Source organism: Pseudomonas sp. FP603 (genome assembly GCF_030687415.1).
Classification (GTDB): Bacteria; Pseudomonadota; Gammaproteobacteria; order Pseudomonadales; family Pseudomonadaceae; genus Aquipseudomonas; species Aquipseudomonas wuhanensis.
Genome location: NZ_CP117431.1, coordinates 2,979,570 through 3,000,778 on the forward strand (window position 1 = coordinate 2,979,570; position 21,209 = coordinate 3,000,778).

At 57.9% G+C, this 21,209-nt stretch carries 24 protein-coding genes; 2 read left to right on the top strand and 22 right to left on the bottom strand.

Translation table 11 applies throughout. The features are described 5' to 3' along the window. Positions 1 to 15: 15 nt before the first annotated feature. The 9 genes from PSH65_RS13925 to PSH65_RS13965 are packed head-to-tail and all read right to left on the bottom strand — an operon-like array spanning position 16 to position 7,477. Entirely contained in the window at positions 16 to 2,763 is a 2,748-nt protein-coding gene (locus tag PSH65_RS13925; RefSeq protein ID WP_305426679.1) for a conjugative transfer ATPase, read from the bottom strand. Next, positions 2,763 to 3,179: a TIGR03751 family conjugal transfer lipoprotein gene (locus PSH65_RS13930; protein ID WP_163854393.1), complete on the bottom strand. Its 417-nt coding sequence runs from the start codon at positions 3,177 to 3,179 to the stop codon at positions 2,763 to 2,765. The genes PSH65_RS13925 and PSH65_RS13930 overlap by 1 nt, the downstream gene beginning before the upstream one ends. Next, the gene (locus PSH65_RS13935) at positions 3,142 to 4,659 is read right to left on the bottom strand and encodes a TIGR03752 family integrating conjugative element protein (RefSeq protein ID WP_163854391.1); all 1,518 of its coding nucleotides are present in this window, start codon (positions 4,657 to 4,659) and stop codon (positions 3,142 to 3,144) included. The genes PSH65_RS13930 and PSH65_RS13935 overlap by 38 nt, the downstream gene beginning before the upstream one ends. After that, positions 4,649 to 5,461, bottom strand: a complete 813-nt coding sequence (locus PSH65_RS13940) for a TIGR03749 family integrating conjugative element protein (protein WP_163854390.1) — start codon at positions 5,459 to 5,461, stop codon at positions 4,649 to 4,651. The genes PSH65_RS13935 and PSH65_RS13940 overlap by 11 nt, the downstream gene beginning before the upstream one ends. Further along, complete coding sequence (locus PSH65_RS13945; RefSeq protein ID WP_163854388.1) at positions 5,458 to 6,099, bottom strand: PFL_4703 family integrating conjugative element protein; 642 nt, start codon at positions 6,097 to 6,099, stop codon at positions 5,458 to 5,460. Before PSH65_RS13945 ends, PSH65_RS13940 begins: the two co-directional genes overlap by 4 nt. Then, positions 6,096 to 6,509 carry a TIGR03750 family conjugal transfer protein gene (locus PSH65_RS13950; RefSeq protein ID WP_163854386.1) on the bottom strand — a complete coding sequence of 138 codons (414 nt, stop codon included), beginning with the start codon at positions 6,507 to 6,509 and terminating at the stop codon, positions 6,096 to 6,098. Before PSH65_RS13950 ends, PSH65_RS13945 begins: the two co-directional genes overlap by 4 nt. 7 nt (positions 6,510 to 6,516) lie before the next feature. After that, positions 6,517 to 6,888, bottom strand: coding sequence for a TIGR03745 family integrating conjugative element membrane protein (locus tag PSH65_RS13955; protein ID WP_163854384.1), 372 nt, complete (start codon positions 6,886 to 6,888; stop codon positions 6,517 to 6,519). Positions 6,889 to 6,905: 17 nt separating this feature from the next. After that, a complete protein-coding gene (locus PSH65_RS13960; RefSeq protein WP_163854383.1) occupies positions 6,906 to 7,145 on the bottom strand; it encodes a TIGR03758 family integrating conjugative element protein in 240 nt (79 codons plus the stop codon). Beyond that, positions 7,142 to 7,477, bottom strand: a complete 336-nt coding sequence (locus tag PSH65_RS13965) for an RAQPRD family integrative conjugative element protein (protein ID WP_163854380.1) — start codon at positions 7,475 to 7,477, stop codon at positions 7,142 to 7,144. The genes PSH65_RS13960 and PSH65_RS13965 overlap by 4 nt, the downstream gene beginning before the upstream one ends. A 341-nt stretch (positions 7,478 to 7,818) precedes the next feature. Here PSH65_RS13965 and PSH65_RS13970 point away from each other — a divergent pair, with 341 nt between their 5' ends. Further along, a complete protein-coding gene (locus PSH65_RS13970) occupies positions 7,819 to 8,838 on the top strand; it encodes a glycosaminoglycan attachment site (protein WP_163854378.1) in 1,020 nt (339 codons plus the stop codon). Positions 8,839 to 9,113: 275 nt separating this feature from the next. Here the strand turns inward: PSH65_RS13970 and PSH65_RS13975 are convergent, their stop codons facing one another. The 12 genes from PSH65_RS13975 to PSH65_RS14030 form a co-directional block, all read right to left on the bottom strand. Continuing rightward, positions 9,114 to 9,845: a TIGR03747 family integrating conjugative element membrane protein gene (locus tag PSH65_RS13975; RefSeq protein ID WP_163854376.1), complete on the bottom strand. Its 732-nt coding sequence runs from the start codon at positions 9,843 to 9,845 to the stop codon at positions 9,114 to 9,116. A 90-nt stretch (positions 9,846 to 9,935) separates the two neighbouring features. Further along, positions 9,936 to 12,041 (bottom strand): type IV conjugative transfer system coupling protein TraD, encoded by a 2,106-nt coding sequence (traD, locus tag PSH65_RS13980; protein WP_163854375.1) that lies wholly within the window; start codon positions 12,039 to 12,041, stop codon positions 9,936 to 9,938. Positions 12,042 to 12,049: 8 nt separating this feature from the next. After that, on the bottom strand, positions 12,050 to 12,565 hold the full coding sequence (locus PSH65_RS13985) for an integrating conjugative element protein (protein ID WP_163854373.1): 516 nt from the start codon (positions 12,563 to 12,565) through the stop codon (positions 12,050 to 12,052). Further along, the gene (locus PSH65_RS13990) at positions 12,562 to 13,110 is read right to left on the bottom strand and encodes a lytic transglycosylase domain-containing protein (RefSeq protein ID WP_163854371.1); all 549 of its coding nucleotides are present in this window, start codon (positions 13,108 to 13,110) and stop codon (positions 12,562 to 12,564) included. Before PSH65_RS13990 ends, PSH65_RS13985 begins: the two co-directional genes overlap by 4 nt. Continuing rightward, positions 13,092 to 13,811 (bottom strand): TIGR03759 family integrating conjugative element protein, encoded by a 720-nt coding sequence (locus PSH65_RS13995; RefSeq protein WP_163854369.1) that lies wholly within the window; start codon positions 13,809 to 13,811, stop codon positions 13,092 to 13,094. Before PSH65_RS13995 ends, PSH65_RS13990 begins: the two co-directional genes overlap by 19 nt. Positions 13,812 to 13,819: 8 nt before the next feature. Next, positions 13,820 to 14,491, bottom strand: a complete 672-nt coding sequence (locus PSH65_RS14000; protein WP_163854367.1) for a chemotaxis protein — start codon at positions 14,489 to 14,491, stop codon at positions 13,820 to 13,822. Next, entirely contained in the window at positions 14,488 to 15,030 is a 543-nt protein-coding gene (locus tag PSH65_RS14005; RefSeq protein WP_163854365.1) for a PilL N-terminal domain-containing protein, read from the bottom strand. The genes PSH65_RS14000 and PSH65_RS14005 overlap by 4 nt, the downstream gene beginning before the upstream one ends. A gap of 106 nt (positions 15,031 to 15,136) precedes the next feature. After that, on the bottom strand, positions 15,137 to 15,883 hold the full coding sequence (locus tag PSH65_RS14010) for an ABC transporter substrate-binding protein (protein WP_163854363.1): 747 nt from the start codon (positions 15,881 to 15,883) through the stop codon (positions 15,137 to 15,139). A 53-nt stretch (positions 15,884 to 15,936) separates the two neighbouring features. Further along, positions 15,937 to 16,431, bottom strand: coding sequence for a DNA repair protein RadC (radC, locus tag PSH65_RS14015; RefSeq protein WP_163854361.1), 495 nt, complete (start codon positions 16,429 to 16,431; stop codon positions 15,937 to 15,939). A 95-nt stretch (positions 16,432 to 16,526) separates the two neighbouring features. Further along, entirely contained in the window at positions 16,527 to 16,784 is a 258-nt protein-coding gene (locus tag PSH65_RS14020) for a hypothetical protein (RefSeq protein WP_239548671.1), read from the bottom strand. A 72-nt stretch (positions 16,785 to 16,856) separates the two neighbouring features. Then, a complete protein-coding gene (locus PSH65_RS14025) occupies positions 16,857 to 17,438 on the bottom strand; it encodes an STY4534 family ICE replication protein (RefSeq protein ID WP_163854359.1) in 582 nt (193 codons plus the stop codon). A gap of 868 nt (positions 17,439 to 18,306) precedes the next feature. Further along, the gene (locus tag PSH65_RS14030; RefSeq protein WP_163854356.1) at positions 18,307 to 18,648 is read right to left on the bottom strand and encodes a helix-turn-helix domain-containing protein; all 342 of its coding nucleotides are present in this window, start codon (positions 18,646 to 18,648) and stop codon (positions 18,307 to 18,309) included. A 209-nt stretch (positions 18,649 to 18,857) separates the two neighbouring features. Here PSH65_RS14030 and PSH65_RS14035 point away from each other — a divergent pair, with 209 nt between their 5' ends. Next, the gene (locus PSH65_RS14035) at positions 18,858 to 19,115 is read left to right on the top strand and encodes a hypothetical protein (RefSeq protein WP_039011294.1); all 258 of its coding nucleotides are present in this window, start codon (positions 18,858 to 18,860) and stop codon (positions 19,113 to 19,115) included. Positions 19,116 to 19,161: 46 nt separating this feature from the next. Here PSH65_RS14035 and PSH65_RS14040 read toward each other — a convergent pair whose 3' ends face one another. Continuing rightward, a complete protein-coding gene (locus tag PSH65_RS14040; protein WP_163854354.1) occupies positions 19,162 to 21,129 on the bottom strand; it encodes a DNA topoisomerase III in 1,968 nt (655 codons plus the stop codon). Positions 21,130 to 21,209 lie beyond the last annotated feature (80 nt).

Sequence of the window (21,209 nt, forward strand, 5' to 3'; positions counted from 1 at the left end):
AGGATCAGCTCCGTTTCACTTAATTCCTCGCATCCTATCGATCCGCTCAGCTACCCGGTAAGCCGCCTCCAATTCCGAGCAGCCGGTGCTCTGCATCAGTGTCCAGCGTTCGGCTTTTTCCTCAGGCTCCGTCATGGCCAGGGCGAGATAAAGACTGGGCGGCACGGCTCGAAACAGCGTTTCGAGCTTCTTCGAGAGCACGACCCCCTCAGTGTATTTCCCCGGCTCCTTACTGGCGGAGAGCAGCAAGGCTTTCTGTGCCGGCGTGAGTTTCTTGAACCGTGCGATTTCTTCGATTTCCGCGGGCGGCATGTTCAAGCAAATCCACCATTCGATCATGTTGAGCATGGTCTGCGCGGCGGTGGGGAAGTCGGCAAGGTTTTGCGTCGCCAGCCAGAACCACGCGCCGAGCTTGCGCCACATCTTCGTGCCCTTGACCACGAAGGGTGCCAGCAGCGGGTTCTTGGTGATGATATGGCCCTCGTCGGTGACCATGATGATCGGTCGGCCCAGGTACTGGTCTCGTTCGGCAAGGTTATTCACGGTGTTCATCAGGCTGATGTAGCTGATGGACATCTGAGCTTCGTAGCCTTCGCGAGCGTAGGTGGCCAGATCGACAATGGTCACATCGCTTTCGGGCCAAGGTGTGCCTTCGCGATCGAACAATTCACCCTCGAAACCCTGGCAAAAGAGGTCGATGGACTCGCCCATTTCCTGGGCACGCTCGCGACGTTTCTCTGGCAGGTGCGGGTCGGCGGCGACACGCAGCAACGCGTCGCGCACGTCGCGGGTCAGCACCTGGCGGTTCGCTGCGACACAAATCTGTGCGGCATCGAGGATGCACTCGCGGATCAAGCTGCGATCGGCTCGACTCAGGCGCACCTCTTCCTTGGCCTCGCCGCCGGTAATCATCAGGCGGGCGGTGATTTCCAGTTCGCCGAGAACGTCGCGCTGGTCTTCGCGACTGGCTACCGCCTCATCGTCCAGCTCATCGATCGACAGACTCGCCACCTGATCCGGCTGCTCGACCAGGCGCCAGGCATCGGCGAACGGAGCGAGACTGATCGAGGCGCCAGGTTTCAATTGGACCTTATTGACCGACAAACCCTGGGTTGCGAAGTAGTCGCCCTGCAAACCGAATGAGTTACCGGCCTCGACGATAAACAGGCGAGGGCGGTACACCGCCATGACCTGCATCAGCAAGGTGACAAGGGTGGCCGACTTACCGGCGCCGGTCGGGCCGAACAACAGCAGATGGCCGTTCATGGCCCGATCTAGGCGTGACAATGGATCAAAGCTCAACGGCGAGCCACCACGATTGAACAGGGTGATGCCCGGGTGGCCTGTGCCGGTACTGCGGCCCCACACCGGAACCAGGTTCGCCAGGTGCTGGACAAATATCATGCGCGTGTACCAGTTGCGCGTGTCGCGGGCCGGGTTGTAGGTCATTGGTAACCAACGCAGATAGCTGTTACAGGCGGCAACCTCGTCGCCTTCACGTACTGGTTGCAGTCCCGCGCCCAGCAGCGCGTTAGCTAGGCTGACCGAGCGCTGGTGCAGTTGTTGTTCGTCGTGACCACGCACGTAGAACGCCAGGGTGCCGCGGTACAGCTTGTGCTGGCGACAGATGATCGCGCGGGCTTCTTCAACATCTTGGCGAGTCTGGGTCGAGGCCAGGTTTTCACCGATGGCTTTGCGGGCCAGGCGGTTCAATTGTTCCTCAAGAATGTCCTGAGGCTTGACCACCAGGGTCAGGCTCATCACCGTGCCTTCGGGCAACTGGTCGAATAGCGCATTCACCGCGTCGCCCTTGCGGGTTTCGCCAGTGAGTTGGCCAATCAAGGGGGCCCGCCGCAGCTTGTCCACCACCATGACTCGATGGGGCTGACCATCGAAAAACCAGAGTCCGCGCTGCACATCCGAACGCGGTTCGTTGAAGAACAATCGTTCTGCAAAGTGGTGATCGAAGGCTAGCTCCAGCGACTCACCATTGCCCGATTCCGGATAGACAACGCGGTGGTAGAAATCTTCGGGCGATTCATCGGTGAGCTTGGGGGCTGGATTGAACCAAGGCAGCAGCCAGGCATACAAACCTCGGCCATCGACTCGCGTCGACTGTACCCCACACGCTTGCAACGAAACCGTAATGCGTTCGCAGGCCTGTTGCAGGGCTTGCATCGGGATAAGTCCCATCTCCGCAGCATCGGACTCGAGCCAACGATATACCACCAGGCGCACCCGGCGGTTGTTGCCCCGCCAAGGCAGGCGTGTGACTGTCTTGTCCTCGAATAGCCCTCCCGGTTTGGCGATGGACTTCAGATGGCTGCGAGTGAGTTCCAGGTACGCTTCGGTGAAGACCGTGCCTCGCGCGCAGTCCTGAATATAATCGGTGAGCTGGGTCAGGTAGAGGGTTAAGTCGTTGTCGTCCTGGCAGAAAAACTGCGCCACCCACGGCGCTTGATCCAGTTCATCAAAACTATCTTGCAGGGCATCCTCGAGGGCATCGCGGGCCGCCATCAGCCAATCGGGTTCGCGTCCTTCGGTGCCGATGGGCAGTAACTCGAACACCGCGCCTACCGAGCGATTGTCATCGAGTAGAAAACACTGCTCGGTCTCCAGATATTCGACCCAAGGCAAGTAGTCGGTGAAGCTCGGGTTGTGCGCATAGAGTGCAGCTTCATCGGCTAAGGTTGCGCGAGGGCGCAACGGGTGGCGCCAGGCTTTCCACGCCGAAGTGCGATTGCTCGGATCACCGGCACGCACTACAGGTCTTCCTGTCGTTCACCGGGCAGTGCGTATTGCACCCGTTGGTAGAACGGAAAGACGGTCGAGTAACCCGGAATCGGTGCCTGCTCGGTACCGCTCAGATGCGGATACACGTACAGCACCAGATCGGGATTGGGCAGGCGCGGGAACAGGTTGCGGATCTCGTTCGCCGCTGTGCGCGTGTACGGCTCCTGGAGAACAACGGAGGAATCTGCCTGGCCCAGCGGACGGCGTAACTGGTGCCGAGCATCCAGCAGTTGCTGCTGAGTGCCTTGCGAACCAGCACCGTTCCAGATGTCCAGCATGGTTTGCTCGCTATGGGGCAGCAGCGTCTCCTTGTCGGTGGAACACCCCGCCAGGACCCAGCAGAGCAAACTAATCCAGGTCAGGCAGAGAGGCTTGGTCTTTTTCATGGCGAACGCTCCGGCCCTTCGGCTCGTAGTCGATGGTGATCTCATGGTCGAGGTGCAGTGCGACCTGTGCCGCCGGTGGCACGTACACGGCGGCAAAGGTCTCGCCATACAATTTGTTGATCCACTCGCGAATGTCGCTGACGCCACCACTGAGAATTGAATTCAGCGCGCTGTTGCCACTGCTGCTGGCGATCCCGAGCGTACTGCCGCCCGAACTGATCACGCTGCTATTGTTCTGCTCGTCCCCGAGTAAGGCGGCGACACCGGCGCCGGCGGCAGTGATCAAGCTCTGGCTGCCGAGGTACTGTTGAGCGTTTGAGCGGCGCTCACCGGCAATGCAAGGAATGCCATACGGATCGGACAGGTAACCAAGTCCGCCACGAATCTTGTCGGTGTTCGAACTCTGGGCGGTGGAGGCGTTGCGGCTGGCTACTGCCTTTGGCTGAGGCACCGTGCGGATGGTGCCATCGGTAAACACAAAGGTGATTGACTCGACCTGTCCGCGTACGCAAGACAGGGTCCAGTCACCGGACGCCGTGCCGCTTATAACGGCCCCCGCTATGTCCGGCAGATCGATGCCATTTGCGGTTAGGTTCGCGGGGCCCACCAGCACTTTGAAGGGGTAGGGATCATTCACGGTACCGTCGACTGGGACTCGGCCGATCAGCGCGGTCATGGCGACCGAACCCATCAATGTTGCGTTTTCGGGAATGGTGTAGACCGGCTTCGCGCCTTCGGTACGATCAGCGGAGCGTGTCAGGTCACGTTCACCCTTGGTGACCTCGTGCAACTGCTTCTGGCTGCGGTCGATGGCATTGTCCTTCAAACCCTCCAGTGAGTTGAAGGCAGTAGGCAGACTCAGGGCAGACGCGGTCTTGGTTTTGCCCTGGGGGGCGGTGGACAGAGCATCCGAGGGCTCAATCCACCGCAGTGCATCATTAGCAGAATGCTGCCCTTCGAACTGAGCACCGTCGCCCGGCTCAAGCCCCAGTCCGATCGGCATATCCTTGCCTTTGCCGGTCAGCCCCGACAGCTGCTCCTGCAATTGCGTCAGCAGACCACGGGCCTGGCGACTGTCTTGTTCCGCTTTGAGTCGAGCCTCGTTGGCTTGTCGGCGACCTTCGTCGACCTGTTGAGTCACGCTGCCAAGCGCCGTCTGGATACGCGAATCAACGCTGTTTTCCCGCTCGCGCAGGCGGTTGTTCTCCGTCTGCAGCGAATCGTTGTGTTTCTTCAAACCGAGCATGTCGTTGCGCATGGCCTTCACCTGCCCGATCAGGGTGGCGACCGTATCGCGTGGGGTGTCGCCCGCGATACCGAGCGACTTGGCTTGCTCGGCGGATAACTGAAGATTGCCTTGATCAACCGACTTCTCTGGAGAGGATCTGCTGCCATCCGCGACCCAAGTTTTCAGGATAATCAACACCACGCCCAGCAGCGCAGCCGGTACCAGCCATTTTAGCAATGCGTTAGCCTTCATCGCCTGCACCTCGCGCAACGGGCGGAAGCAGCGCGGCGTGTTCGAGGCCGGCACCGCGGGTGACGAGGTAGGCGATCGTGGTGTCTTCTGCGCTGCCGACCGGCCCGAGGAAAGCATGCTGGAAAGCCGCGGCGAACAGCTTGGCCTGAAGTCGACGTGGATCGAGTTGCACCGTCTCTGAACCACGATTGCGTAACTTCACCGCCGTCACCCAGTAATCACCGAGCCGCCAGGCGGCGATGGGGGTACTGGACACGTTTTCGGTCGGTAGCAGGGTTGGCAGTTCGCCGCGTAGCTTGAGCGGGACGCGGCGTACGCCCGGCAGAGACTCCACGGTGCGTAGCGGTGCGTACAGGCTTTGCGCGGCGTAGCGCGTCAAAGCGACTGGGATCGGCGTGCGTTCTGAAATAGGCACAGTGCTAGATTCCGTCCCGGTAGCCTGCACCGGAGCATTCTTGAGAATACGCACGGGCTCCAGCGGTTGATCACCAGGCGTGGCCGCGATATCCAGCAGGATGATCTCGCCCGTCGCGACCGATTGCAGTTGCAGGCGGGTCGGGGCAATGGCTTCCGACGCGCGCAGATACAGCGTGCCACCGGTTGATTGCACACGCAGTTTGCCTGTCAGAGTTGAGGGCAGGCCGACTCGAACATTCTCATCGATAAAGACCACCCGCTCCTGATTGATCACCAGCGGGACGGCGAGAGGGAGGCGTTCCCAGCGCATCAACTCGACGGCCTGCGCTGCAACTCCCGATAGCATCAGTGCGATGGTGAGCCCCAGGGCAGAAATCTGCGTCATGGCTCACCTCCAGGCAGAGCGATTTTTTGCGGCGTGCCCTGATAACAGTCCAGTGCCAGCCCCCACTTATTGCGTTCGGGGTCCAGATCAAAACGCACCACGCGTAATGGATAACGCACCACCACCCGTTTCACCGGTTCGGCGGCGTAATACTCATCGGCGTTGAGGTCGAGGGTGACCAGCCAGCTGTCGCGATCGAGTTGCTTGACCCTGAGTTCCGGATCTTCGCTATAGCCTCGGCCCAGAATTTCGTAGACGCCACGCACCCGCTGGCGCAGTTCTCCAGCGGCCTTGCGGTACTCGTAGTCGCCGTCGAGGAATGCCTTGCATGCGGGTGTCAGGTAGGACTGCAAGCCATAGATGGCGCGGCGATAGTCCTGCTCGCCATCCGACGGCCAGCGGTTGAGCTGGCCAAAGATGTACAGGGCAAAGGCATAGACATTCTCTGAGGGGATATCCCACCACTTGCGCGTGCTACCCGAGCGCAGGTCCGGGGGCACATGCACGGTCAGATCAGTCGGTGCCGAGCGCCAGCCATACCAAAGTCCAGCACACACCAGGGCGAGGATCACTACAGCCAGGCGCAGGCTGAGGATATGAGCCTGTTGGGCATCGACTTTGTTCCGAAATCGGCTCATGGCTGCCTCCGGGACTGGGCAGGGCGTAATCGACGCGAGCGGCGAATCGTCCAGACGCCGGAGTGGAGGATCAAACTTCCACGGCCCAGGCGCCAACGGCTGGCCAATATCCATTCGAGCTTGCGGTACAACCAAGTCTCGGGGCGGGCCCGTTTGGCCCGGCGCAGTAGTGTGCCACTGGCAAATAGCACCATCGCCATGCCTGCGATCATGCTGGTTGGAGCCACGGCAATGGAGGCAATGGCAATCGCCAGAGGAACACCCAGCACCAGGCCGATGAGTGCGCCGCTACCTAGCGCTATCCACATTTCATCGTTGGTCAACCCACGCAATACGGCAGGATCACGATTGAGTCTTTCTGGCAGAAAGATCAAGGTGCCGTCAGCAAGGCGTTCAATCGTGTCGTTCATGTCGACCTCACAGAATCGCTGCGGCCTTAGTCAGGAACCAGATGATGATCACCACCAACAAGGCGCCGATGCCGACCACGGCGCCGAGGTCCTTCCAGGTCTTGCGCTGGTTCTGCACGTCGGCGTAGACGGTCAGCGAATGCCAGGCCACACCGAGAAAGGCGAGTAGGGCGATCAGCAGACCGAGCAGGATGCCGCCGTCGTAGGCGTAGTTTTTGATCGTCTCGATCAACCCGGAACCTTCACCACGAGAAGGCGCTTCCATAGTGGGGAGCTCGGCAAAAGCGAGACTTGGACCGAGCACCAGCAGCAGACCGATCAGGCGCTGGCTGGCACGATCGCGCAGGTTGTTTTTCAGGGGGGCAAAATACTTGAGCATGGCGGCGATCTCCTGGATTAGGACAAGGTGAAGAACATCAGGACGAGCAGGGCGAGCAAAACGCGCACGGCACTGCCGCCGAAGGCTCCGAAACGCACACTGCCAGCCGCCCAACCCCGGTAAGCCGTCCACATCACCCAGGCACACCACAGCAAAGCCAGAACGAGAGCCATGGACAGCCACAGCGTCGAACTGCTCTGCGGTGAGAAACCGGATGCGTTTTGGAACGCTGAGTTCTGAGCGTCAGTCATGCTCATGGCGACGGCTCCACGGACGGAGTGTCAAGGCGGTAATCGCCAACCAATTCAATGGGGTCGCGGGGCTGAGCGCGGGAAGGGGAAAGGTAGTCCTGTACTCCGTGGCGGATGCGCTGGATGTCCTGAGTCAGCCGGGGATAGTCGAAGCGATAGCGTTCGTCGGGTTCAGACCTGTTGGTTGTCTCAGCTCGTGCCGCTAGGCGTTCGATAGTGTCGAGTTGCTGCTGGACTAGGCTGAGCTGTTCCTGCTCATGAGCAGATGCGGCATAACTGCTGCCATCGACGATAGCAAGCGAGAACAGTAACAAGCAGCGAAAGACGGTAGTTGGCATGATGCTGGCCCATATGGATCAGGGAACAGAATCAAGTTAGAGATCAAATAATTCTGTAAGAAACCTGAGGTCTGATAAATCGCTTTTTTTGGGGAAGGACTGAGGATGCTTGCATTGCAGCTAATATGGCCCTTCGACCTTGGGCAGGGAGTTGTTGAGGCTTTAGGGAACTTCAGTCTCAATGAGCTTAGTTGGTGACGATATCGTCACAATCGACTCCTCCCGGCTCATTCCCAGGGGCAGACTTCACACAGATCACGCTCTTCAGCTCTGAACCGGGCTTTTTTTGAAAAGCTAAAATGGATTGTCAATTATCAGTCAAACAAGTGGAGAAACACAGCATGCCCATTGATTTGTTCAACCAATTGACGGCCGAAGACCAACAGCATCCGATTTTTCAGATGATGCTGCGAGAGCCGTATGGACCGGAACGTGAAGTGCTTAATCAATGGGCCGAAGGCTTCGAGGACCGGGATGGAAAATTCGTCAAAGAATTCCAAAAGACCTTTGAGTCCTCATTTTGGGAACTGTATCTGCATGCGGCTTTGAAGGTATGGGGCCTCTCCATCGATCTGCGGCACCATGCGCCCGACTTCCTAGTTGGCGGGCCGATTCCGTTTTGCCTTGAAGCGACAATCGCGAATCCGCCTGCTGGTGGACAACCTGCATATGGGTTCTCACACGTCAAACCACCTGCTGACTTCACGGCGTTTAACATCGAGTCCACGCTGCGCATCTGCAATAGCTTCGACAAGAAAGTGAAGAAATACAGGGACCAGTACTCGAAGCTCGCTCATGTCCAAGACAAGCCGGTCGTCATTGGCATTGCTTCATTTGATAGGCCACACGCACACTTTGCCGCCGGGCGTCCGATCCTGGCGGCACTCTACGGCCTCTACCATGATGAGGCGGCAACAACGGCAACCGATACGCACGTCCCGTCTTACAACGTCTCGGCAGCTCCCAAGAATGAAAATACCAACATCGAGGTGGGCCTGTTCTGTGATGACAGCTATCCAGAGGTGTCGGCAGTTGTCTACAGCAGCCTGGCTACATGGGGAAAGGTTCGGGCTCTGGCCGACAACCCAGGTGCAATGACTGCCTACACAACCCTCCACCCCAATCCAGGAGAGCTCATTCCGGCAGTGCGCGCCGCGTTAAAGCGTGACTACAGCGAGCATCTAATGGATGGGCTGTTTGTGCTTCATAACCCATTTGCCAAATACCCGATACCGCGAGGCTTCTTGAGCCATCCGCGTCTTTGCGAAGTAACAGTAGCGGATGATGGTGAACTACTCATGGACGCACCGGATGATTTCTTGCTGCTGAGAATGCTGAACTCGTTCATCCCAGCTCAGTAACGCAATGGCTGGTAGTGATTGGCTAGGAGGTTGCCCGAACCGACAGTGATTTAGGTCAAACGCCCAGTTACATTACCGGATTGTAAGATAGCACCGGTCTGCTTAATGACTGATCCACAACGTAGAGAGATAGTGATAAGGCCTCTCCGAATACTGTTCGGACGGAGACGAAAACGCTCCGGTACACCACAAGCTAGCCCTGAAGTGCGCGATCAAGGCAGTAGTGCGTACATTTTCGCGTCTGCGATGCTGATGGACACAGTTCAACTAAGCACTTAGAGATATTTTTTGAACGTCGTCGATGTGATCGCTACTGCTGCTCCAAGCAGTACTGCACAAGGCAAAAGAATAGCAATGGGGTTGAGCGAAAAGGGCAGGGATAGGTAAATGATCCAGGGCACGATCAGCAGTGGTATCACTGCGCGCTTGGCGCGGTGATAGACAAAACTGCTCTCACGCCCGGCGCCAAATTTGCGCAGGTCACGGCGCATCAAACCATCTACAAAACCAGTGAACATGGCCAACAGAAACAAGGGTGTGGCTAGGACCAGAATGGTCAGGCGCACCACGAAGGTGAAGGTGACATACACCGCTGCCAGCACGAAATCCCCAATGCTCACGTATAGCTGATTGGTCCAACTCCAGAAGCCGTTGCCCTGGCTCGACACCTGCGCCTGCTGGGCAAAATCCGCAAAGCCAGTCTTGACCAGCAGCCACTGATTTAGAAAATCCAGCCACTGGATAATCGTGTGTCCGGGTTGTTGGATGATGAGTGAAGATTTGAAATTCTCACTCAGCCAGCCCAGTTCGTTCGTCAACATGGCTTGGCTGTGCCGCCAACCCTGATCGCCCCAAAACAGTAGCAGCCCGACGAACTCGATCAGGATCGAGAACAGCAGCGAGGCGATTAGCAATCCGATGATGCGCAGGACCAGACTGATCGCCGAGACGATCAATCCTGGATGCTGGATCGGCTGTGGCGGCGTGTTCTGAGTGGAAGTCGCCATTGTTCACCCCATTGCGCGCTACAGAGTTGATGTGGTCACGACGCCTTCCGGATAGTTTTCTGCTAAATCAAAATCTGTAGCGGGGGCGTGCTACCCCACCTGATCCAAATCGAAGTTAGTTGTTGGGCCGCCACCGCTGGCGCTCCACCACTGCCCCGCCTGCTCGTTGTAGGCGGCCCGCATTCTCTGGGTGAGCTCCTGCAGGTCCTTGGGCATGGCGTCGTCATTGGAGGGTTTTGGTAAGGGCATGCGGACTTTCCAGAGCTGCCCGCCGGCCTGGAAGGAGAACATTTGCCCCTTGGGCAGACTGACGATATGCGCCGGTTCGATCAACGGCACACTGGTACTGCTGACGCGGTCTTGGGAGGACGAAGTGAAGTCCGTGTTGGCCTCAGGATCGGAGGTGTCGGTGGCGCCGGAGACCAGGGTCTTGGTCAGCACGTTAACTTTGGGCAACTGCTGAGTGAGCAGTTCAGCAGTGGCGGTCTCGCGCACGCGGAGCATCTGCAAGGTGTTGAAGTTGCCGATAACCTGGCCGGCCTTGGCCCGGTTGCCGATTCGCGCTTCGATATCGCTGAGGGTCTGGGTGTAGGCCGTTACCTGGATGCCGGCACCGCCACCCTTGTTGATCAAAGGAATGAACTCATCGCCCATCAACTCGTTGAACTCATCGGCGTGCAGGTTGATCGGCAACTTGTCACTGTTGTTGCCCGATTGGGGCAGGCCATGGTCGATGCCGTGTTTGTAGATGTGTCCGGCGACCGAGACCAAGTCGGCGAACATGGAGTTGCCCACAGCGGCGGCCACCTCGGCGTCGGTCAGCGCATCCAGACCGACGTAGACGATGCCGCGTTTTCGGATGATCTGCATCCAGTCGAAGATTGGCCGCGGGTCATCTAAATCAGTGTAGTTGGGGGCCAGTAACTGGGCGGTCTTGCCGGTGGTGAGTTTCTCCAGCAGCGGCAGTAGCGAAGCCACGATTTTGTCGAAGTAAGTACGGTCGTAGCGTACCGCCGAACGCAGTCCGTCCAGTACCGGATCAAATACCCGTTTCACCGCCAGGTACTGCTCGATGGCCACCACACGCTTTTCGCGCCCGACCATATGCCGGGGAATGTTCTTCTCGGTGAGCTTGCCTTCAAGCTGGACAATCACTTCCCACGCTTTTGGGTCGGTCTTGGCAAAGAACTGCTGGGCGTACTCGATGAACAGTGCGTCGATGTTCACCACATGTCGCTGAATCTGCAGGTAGTCCGGACGTCGGCCCAGTTCAATCAAAGCCCGGGCAATGATGTTGACGAAGCGCCAGGCGAACTCACGGAAGGCTGCAGAGTTACCTTCACCACTGAGCTGCCCAGCGATGCGCGATGCCACCTCCGAGATGCGTCCGAAGCGTCCCACGGCGTTGTAGCGGGCGGAGATCTCTGGCCAGCCCAGATGGAACACATAGAACTCCTTATCCCGACCGGCCCGCTTGGCTTCAACGTACATCCGTTTGAGCAAGTCGGCATCGCCCTTCGGATCGAAGACGATGACCACCTCATGTTCGATGCGATGAATGTCCTGGGTGATGTACACCTCGGCGAGTCGCGTCTTGCCGACACGGGTCGTGCCCAACACCAGCGTGTGTCCGACCCGTTCGCCCAGCGGCAGACTGACTTCCGTTTCGTCGGGCTCGACCCCATGCAGCAATGGTGAGCCGCCTACAGGGGGCAAAGGGCGCAGCGGATTGAAGGCGCTGTCCCAAGCCGTGACACGCGCCAGGGTCGAGAACGGAAACAGTGCATGTTCCAGGCGCCGTTCGAGTCCACGGGCCAGGCGGTAACGGGTCGGTTGGTCGACATAGTGAGCGACAGCCGGATCCTGGGCCTCGACCAAGCGCTGGGTGTGCAGACGGGTCCAGCGAAAGCCGCGCCCCATAAACAGACGTTTGCGGCTGACCGGAATCTGCCGGCTGGTCAGTTCGTAGCGGGGCAGCCGGCGGATATTGCGCCGATAACGCAGCACCTCCCAGGCTTGTCGCAGGCGGATCAGACCGAACAGGGCGTAGGCCAGCGCTGCAACCAAACCGATCTCGGGTGACAGCGCCACGGCCCAGGGTGAGTACACGCACAGCACCGCAGCGGCGATGCAGATCGCTACGGTGTACAGCTCCACTGCTGGCCGGAGCTTGGACTCCATCGCATGCTCGGCCATGACCTGACTCACTGTTCCAATGAGGTGGCGGTGATCAGGACGGGGTAGTGCTCAATCTGCAGGCGGGTGGCGATGTCGTTGCCGTTGACCGGCAGGATGGTGATGTCCGGAGCGGCTGCTCGAATTCGGGCCAAAGCTTCGGTATTGGTTACTTCAACCGCTAGACCGGCCGCGCCCATTTCCTGCAGTTCAGTCGCGCGTTGACGCAACCAAGCCAGTGACTGGGGATCCTCACCTACCAGGAAAAATGGCCGTAAGCCTGGCATGTTCAGGGCGCGAGAGGTGATTTTGCCGGGGCTCAAGTGAGCGCTGCGGACAGGTAGTATCCAGGCTTCATCGGCAAACGTGGACAGGTCCGCATGTATGACGCGATCAGGCTGGGTCTTGTTGTTTATTGGTGGCTTGTCGGCGTGAAATTGGGGACGGATGAGGTCGCTAGGCCGATCTCCTGCAACGGACAATTCTGACTGCGCAAAAGCAGCCAAGAGCAGAGAGAAGTAATGTGCAATGGGAATTTGCTTCATGGTGGTGTGCCCTGTTTGAAGGAAACCTGCAATCGTTCGAGTTGTCGGGAAAAGCCGGCGCGGTAACGCGCGGCCAGTGTCCCTCCTGCCGGGCGGTGATAGCGGCCAGCAGCTGACACCCAATCACCGGTAACGGCGTGATGTTCTTGCAGCAGCGCGGCAGTCACGGCCAGGTTGCGGTAGGGTTCAAGGGCTTCGCAGGGACTGGAAAAACGTTGTCCGTGATAACCCAGGTTGATTTGCCCAAGCCCGGCATCGACCCGCTTGGCGTCATATCGAACAAGCGCCTGAAGCAAGGCTTGGCAGGCGGTCTGACGAGTAGCAAAACGGTAAGGGCTACCAGCAATATTCAGCGTCCAAGGCCAGGGCAACAGTCGACCACGGAGGCGGGCGCCACTCTCCTGCAGGGCAATCGCGAACAACACCGTAGGAGGGATGTTGGCGTCATGCGCCGCCAGTTGATAAGCCGTAGGCGGAAGTTCGTCAGCGTGGACGGCGAGCACTGTCAGCAGGGGCGCAATAGCAATCAGTCGAGACGTTGCCATTGTCCATTCACCTGCTGAAATTTGACGGGTAGCGGTCTCGGGGCACCCAGACTGAACCAGCGACCACGATCATGGTTCAGGGTGATTTGCCGGCGTTGAACCTTGCTCGGATCAATTCCTGCTTGCCGGGCCCAGCCACGGACATGTTCATCCTCGCCTTGGCTGCCCACCAGGTAGATATCAAAAGCCGTATCACTGCTTTGCAGACGCTGCGCTTCGGCGGTGCATGCTGGGCAATGGTCCTCGACAAACAGCGCTTGGCGCGGCTCTACCGATGAGCTGGCTAGGGGTGGGGATGTCATACCCTGGATCGGTAACAACGCCGGAAACAGCTTGGCCCAGGCTGCGGTGTAAGCGTTTTGGTAGGCTAACTCGCGCTCGGCACGTTTGGCTTCCAGCGCTACCTGCAATTCGGCATAGCGCTGGCGTTCTTGGTCGGTCTCTGCCTCGACGCCGAGCGCAGTCAGCGGATCGAGGTTAGGGCTCCAAAAACCACGCGGGCCTGCTTGGATCTGTTCGAAGCGTGTCCATTCCTGCTCCGTAAGCCCCCAGCTCGTCGCCTGTTCAGGGTGCGAACGCCCCAGCGGAGTGGATTGAGTTTCCTGAGTTCTTGACGGTGTTGTGGCAGGATTGCCCATCGCAGCGCCTATGCTAAGCAGTGAAACGAGACAGACGAAGGGGAACAGTAGCGCTCGGTTCATGATCGTTCTCAAGGTAGTTGTACTGTCTGGTCTGGCTGAGTGGTGACCGAGAAAACGGCCGCGTTCGGCTCCAGCACTTTCAACTGCCATGTGCCGAACTGCTCGCCGTTGTGCAGCAACTGGATATCCTTGAGCGAGCGACTATTAGGAGGAGCTACCGCCAGAAAGCGCTCGCCACCGCGAGACTCGACACCCAGTACTGAGAATGGCGGCGAGAGCGGGGCAGGCTTGGGGCGAGCGGCTTTTTTCGGCTTGGCCGAGGAAGATGTCAGTGGTGGGAGTGATGGCTGGGTCTTGAGGTCCAGGAGTTGCTGCTCGACGTGCTCAAGTCGTGCACGTAACGCGATCATGTCGGCTTCGGTGGCGCGATCTGCCAGACCATCGCGTAGCTCCTGAATCTCTTGCGCCCATTGATCCAACATCGGATCGAGGGTATTGGCCTGTTGCTCACCGGTATCGATCATCTGCTTCAGGTCTTTCAGTGCGTACTGCAGCTTCTCCTGTGCATCCATGAGAGTGTTTGAATCACGTTGCAGGGTATCCAGGGACTGAAGGCGTTGGGCGTTCGCATTTTCCAGTTCGGTCACGCGTTGATACTGGTTAAACAAACCACCACTCAATCCGGAGACCGCCAGGCAAAGTGAGCCGACAATGAGGGTTTGAAACGTCGAGGCTTTCATGGGCGTGCCTCCGACTGATGGGACGAGGTTGGTGTGAACCGCACCGTGCCAGCATCATTTTTCTCCCGTTCGAAGCAGACCGAACGGCTGAGCTCATCGGTCGTGAGTTGCCATGCGGGGCCAGCCAGCGCTTGTAGCGCGTTGCGCAGTGAGATCGGGCCGAGCCGGTAATGGACGGCGGGCAGAGGCCGGGTAAACAGTATTTTCACTGGCTCTTCGGCAGGACAGAGCGAATAACCCGAGCGCAGCAGCACGTAGTGCATCGCTTCCTGTACCGAAGAATTCAGGTGGGACGGAATGCTCACGTCAACGATTTGAGCGAGAAGATCACGTTGTTCCGTGGTGGGGTCGGTGCTGACCAGCGTATAGCGGCCATAGCGGAGCTCTGACGGATGGTTTTCGTCGGCTGGGCTCCTCGATAACTGAGGCCGATTGGAGCCACCGTCAATCTCTGGATGAGTCGGCAATGGGGTTGGGATTTGCGCGGTGCAAGCACTCAACAAGCCCAGCAGGCAGGCAGGCGTGAAAAAACGCTGCATGGAAAAAACCTCATGTCAGATTCAGTGCAGAACCTGACATGAGGAGAAGGAGCCAATCAGTGAGAAAGTCGATTCAAGGCGAGTCGCGTTAACGCTGAAGGCATTACTACTGATCAAAAATGGCTAGCCCATCCAAGACGGCAGCGTCGGGGTCGAAAATCAACAACCTCACATCCGCCAATGCCGCCAGATACAGCACGTTGAACAAGGCCTCCGGCGTACCTGCGTCGAGCTGCTCTTGCCTCAGCGAAGAGTAAGGATTGCCCTCGATCTTCACCAAGTTATCGTCGGTCCAGGGCGTTCCGATCAGCTTACATCCGACGCCATTGCAGTCTGGCAGGGCAAAGGGTTCAAACAGCAGTCCGGTTGGCTTGGAGTCGAAATTGCCAACCCGGATTTCCAAGTGGCGCAGTGCTTCGTCAGTGAGGTGTGCGGTGCTGATCTCCCAGGCTCGACTGTAATGCCCTGTGTCGAAGCTCAAACGATGGACCATGGCCTGGGCTTCTTCCAGGGAGTACAGGTCACCGACGTGACGTCGATCGTTTAGCATTTCGCCAGTCACGGCATAGATCACTTGCCGCACTAGTCCGGTAGACGGGAAGCGTTCATCCAATTCATCCGGGATGGACTGACCCTCGCTAATCAGAGCGAAATCGTCATTGAACAGGCACGGGTACAGTTCTAACGAATCATCGGGCAGATGGACTTGTGAGTCATGGACGGGGCGAAAGCAGGGAGGGCAGTCATTTGCGTAGGTGATCTGTAGCAGTCGTTCGATATGCAAGTTGTCGTAGCCGCGAGCAAATGGGTTTGAGGTTTCCACCAGAGCTGGGGGTAGGGGTGAAGGGTTCATGAGGGTTCTCCAGGAGGAAATGAATAAGGCGTCCGAAGACGCCTATTTGGGGGTTAAAGCCAGCCATGCTCGGCAAGGGAGAGAGGACGACCTTCGCCGACGATGAAGTGATCCAGTACGCGCACTTCGATCAAGTCCAACGCCGCTTTCAATCGTGCGGTCAAGGCGCGATCCGCCAGGCTGGGTTCCGTGCAACCGGAGGGATGGTTATGAACAACAATGGCAGCTGCTGCGTTATGTGCGAGGGAGCGCTTGACGACTTGGCGGGGATAAACACTGGCGCCATCGATACTGCCGTGAAAGAGGATCTCGAATGCCAGAACGCGATGGCGGGCATCGAGAAAAATCACACCGAAAACTTCATGCTCTTGTGGTGCAATATGCAGTTTTAGATATGAGGCCACGGTGTCAGGTGAAGTCAGGCCGGGGCCGCGGGTGAACAGCCGACGATCCAGAATCTCCAGCGCTTCGTCGATCAGCCGGTTTTCCTGGGCGATACGATCAGCTTCGACATCCGAGGTTTCAATCAGGGTGAGTGGGGTGCTCATGGGTACCTCCGAAGGGAACAATCCGGGGTACACACCCGAGGGGAGTGGTGTCCCCGAGGTGGGTAAGTTACGGGCATTGCCCGATGACGCGCTGTTTACAGCCGAGTGAATCGGTGGCGTTGTCCGTGTAGGTGTGAATCACAACCGTCGCAGGGCAATGGGGAGCAGGTTCTTATGCCACGGCCAGTTTCGGGGTCGAAGTCGGCACTCATGGGCATTAGCCGAACCAGCCCGCGATGGAGACCGGCGATGCGTTTCTCGATTTCATCCGTCGTGTAGTAGAGCGATAACGTGCCGTAGTCCTTGTAAGCCGCAGCGAACATGCAGTCGTCGCAAAGCCAGAAGGATTCCATGTGGGTTCTCCTGTGCGGATTGAAGAAAGGCGCTCGATTGAGCGCCTTGATGTAAAACATCGGGGATTGTGTTCAGGCGGACTGAACAGTACGTGTAGCGACACGGCGGGCCGTGCGGGGAGTGGGTGCAGATTCAGGTTCAATCCTGGATTCCGTTGGGTTGTCGGTATCCTCAGCTTCGGCATCAGCCGATGGTGGGGATGGCTCACTGTTTGTCGTTTGCTCAGCAGGTGCTGTTGCCTCCTGCCTGGCAGGCGCTTTGTACTCGAACGTGCCGTTGACCTTGATCCAGTCGATGTACAGCAGACGACCTTTCAGGCTGGCGCCAGGTTGACCTTGTTTTTCGCCTTTCTCATAGAGAAATGGGTCAATCCAGAGGTCACCGATACGGAACGACAGCAAGACCTTTTTCTCGGCTTTGACGGCGTCCATATAGAGGCGAATCAAACGTTCAGCTTCGCCCCCTGCGACTTTGCAGTCGAAACGGGTGTATTCCACTGCATCAGTGGCACCGTGCAGAGCCGCGATATCGCAGGCCATGAACGGCTGTCCGCGGCGGACTTGTACTTCACGAACACGGTTGAGGTAGCCTATACCGACAGTGTGCAGATTGAAGTAAGTGGTTGCTTCTTGGGATTGGTTGGTGTGGGCCATGGTGGTTCTCCTGTTTCAAGGGAAAACGGCGACGCACAGCCCCTGACGGGGAAGTGAGCCCCCGTCAGGGTGGGTTAGGTGCAGGCAAGCGATGAACGACTTGTCACCGGCAAGCCGATGACCATCAGTTCGATGCGTCTGGAGAATAGGGGGGCAGCCGAGGAGAAATCCGCAGCAGATCTGCGGACCTAGAGTAGTAGGCATTCATCACCGCTGAAGCGGTAATCGTGCAAGCCTCCGAATGCTGATCGCACTTGGGTAAACCACCACAAGCGTGGCGTAGCCTTGAAGGTTCAAGCTACCTGGGCTGGGCTGTCAACGACAGCGAACCACACCCTTTGTATAAGCCTGTCACAGGAGAGCGTCAAGACGCCCCAAGCCGTTTTTTTATGGCCGGAATACAGTGGAAATTACTGGACTGAAGAAAGTGAGGAATGGGCCTGGCTAGGGGCCAGGCGAGGAATAGAAAAGCCACCTTCGGCGGTCTGACGCAGTCGACAAGCTCCTCGCAAAACTTGATTTAACTGGGCCATGATTCGCCAACCGACCCTTATCGTGGCCTGGGTCGGAATACGCTGGCACGCATCCGCGCACAAAGGGTGCCCAGTATTTCCCCGGCGGGCTCCGGGACTGAATGCGATCGCGGTAGCGGATGACCGCTGCTGCCTGGCAGAAGCATCAGTGGTCATCCGCCACATTAATCCGGTCGAGCACAAAGCGGGAATGAAATTCCGCAGAAGAGAAGGCTCCGAACTCAGGGAGTCCGACCGAGCTACCCGGAGCGAATCGGTCTTGGGTCGCCGTAGCGATGATCCTGAGGCACTACAGCAGAGCGGGTGTGACGACGTCAAGCCAGTGTGCTGAGAGGTTATTTGCTACTGAGATGAGCGGCCAGTTGTTCGACGGTCGTCAGGATAAAGGCACGGTCGCGTTCTTGAAGGCCGCTCAGCAGGCCCGCGATCATCTGGCCCTGGTCGTTGGGGCGATTGCTTGACTCCGTCAACAGTTCATCCATCCGGCAGTCGAAGATGTCCGCCAATTGCATCAGCTTGATCACGGAAAGCTCCACTACACCCCGCTCAAGGCGCGAAATGGCTTCGCTGCCGATCCCTAGGCGTTCAGCGACCTCTTCCTGGGTCAGATTACGCTGAGTGCGGTGCTTCGCGATCATGCGTCCGATTTGGGCTTGGGTTGGATGTTTATGTGCCAAGTGATGAGTTCTCCAATTCAACCCGAATGGTTGAGCAAAGACCCGTTGACATGAACATCCTTAACGGTTGAATATCGACTTATAGGGTTGTTATATTGACTGAAATACCCGTTTGTCGCGACGTGACATGTGTTCCTTCAGGAATCAGAGCCCGTAGTGACCAGTGAGACTGAGCGGTCTGATAGGACCAAATGGAGGAAAGGTTGAGCATGGATGAGCAGCGCGAGAACGACATGGACTTGATCTGGGATCGAACACTGGAGCTGTTCATTAAGATCCATGATTGCCCTGATAACCCCGCACACCTCGACAGCCTTGTTCATTGGCTCAACGAAGATCCTGCTCACCTGAAAGCGTTCAACGAACTGGGGCAGATATGGATCGCGACAGGCATCGCGTTGGCCCGTGAAATCGGACAACCGCTAAGCGACTTGGAGAAGGATCAACTGCCGTTGATGATGCACTGACCCGTACATCAGCCCCCCAAAGATTCATGTGATCACCAACGGTGCGTCATGGCCGACGCGGCCCTTTGCTGATCGGCACAGTGCCTTTGCAGTTCGGGTAGTGGGAGCATGACCAAAACGCTCCTGATTTTCCCTTCCGCCTGAGCATTGAGGCGTTGCAAATGGGGCAGTGCGGTCCGGCTTCGACCGGTACCGACAAGGTGAGCGCTCCGGAGTGCTTGACCAACTGCGTAATCCAGTTCGCCTGTTTGGCGACGAATGCATCCAAGGTCAGCCGTCCCGCTTCGATTTCATCCAGAGCTTGCTCCCAGATCGCGGTCATACCCGGATCCGCGACTGCAGCGGGTACCGCTTCGATCAGCGTATGGGCCGCTGCGGAGGCCATTAAGGCACTTTTTTTCTTCAGCAAGTAACCGCGATCAATCAAGCTCTTGATGATGCCGGCTCGCGTGGCTTCCGTGCCGATACCGGTGGTATCCCGAAGTTTCTGTTTAAGGCGCGGGTCGTTGACCAGCTTGGCGACGTTTTTCATCGCCTTGATCAGATCGCCCTCGGTGAGCGGTTTGGGCGCAGTGGTGCGCATGGACTTGAGTTCGACGTCGTCCACTGCGCACTGTGTACCCTGTTGTAGGTCGGGCAATACCTGGGTCTTTTGACCGGGTTCATCGTCTTCGGCGTTGTCGGAGAGCAAGCCTTTCCAGCCTTGGACGAGGATCTGTTTGCCAACAGCGGTTAACCGTTCTTCGCCACACTCCAGTTCGACCTGAGTTCGATCAAATTCGTGAGGCGGCAGAAACTGCGCGAGGTAGTGGCTACGAATCAGTTCGTAGACTTGGCGTTCTTGTTCAGACATTCGCCCAAGGCTCACCGGCTCGGTGGTGGGGATGATGGCGTGGTGCGCGGTGATCTTGGCATCGTTCCATGCTCGTGAGCGCAATGATCGATCGATGCTTCTGAGCGCTGGGCGTAACGCGGGATCCATTTTAAACAGGGCATCGAATACCGCGGCGACCTCGTTGAACATGCTCTCCGGCAAATAGCGGCAATCGCTGCGCGGATAGCTGGTGGCTTTGTGGGTTTCATATAAGGCTTGGGCGATGTTCAGGGTTTCCTGAGCGCCGAGTCCCAACTTGCGTGAACAGACTTCTTGCAGTGTGCTCAGGTCGAAGGGCAGGGGTGGCGCTTCGCGGAAATGCTCAGTCTGCAGCGAGACTACGGTGGCGGTCTTGCTGCTAAAAATCGCTTGGACGGTCTGACTGGCAAGCGCCTGCTGCAGGCAGCGACCGGCTTCGTCACGTCCTGAGCTGGGCGGTATCCACGATGCGATGAAGGGTTGCCCCATTGAAGACAGGTGCACATCCACCACCCAATACGGCACAGAAACGAAGCTGGCAATCGCGCGGTCTCGTTCAACCACCAAGCGCAAAGTGGGCGTTTGGACGCGTCCAACCGACAGCACGCCGTCATAGCCCGCCCGCCGTCCTAGGAGGGTAAACAAACGACTGAGGTTCATACCAATCAGCCAATCGGCGCGGCTGCGGGCGAGGGCTGAGTGATAGAGCGGGAAGGTCTCCTGACTAGACTTCAGCGAGGACAGTGCTTTGCGAATCGACGCCTCGTTGAGTGCGGATAACCAGAGGCGCTCAACAGAACCACGATAGTTGCAGAGCTCTAGTAACTCGCGGGCAATCATTTCACCTTCGCGATCGGCGTCGGTGGCGATGACGACGGTGGTAGCTTCGCTGAGCAGCTGTTTGATGATTTTGAACTGCGCGACAGTCTTGGGTTTGACCTCAACCCTCCACTGCGCGGGAATGATCGGTAGATGATCCAGCGACCAGGTTTTGTACTGATCGCCATAGGCTTCAGGTGGGGCCGTTTCCAGCAGGTGACCGATACACCAGGTGACGGTTGTCTCGCGTCCGATCAAGCAACCATCGCCACGTCGGCTGGCTCCGAGAACCTTGGCGATGTCACGACCTTGGGAGGGTTTCTCGCAGAGAAAGAGACGCATAGAACTGCTCCGGGTTGAGTTCGGAGCAGCGTTGTTGGAAACAGCAGTGGCAAGCTATGAGAAACCTGAATGGCAGGTTC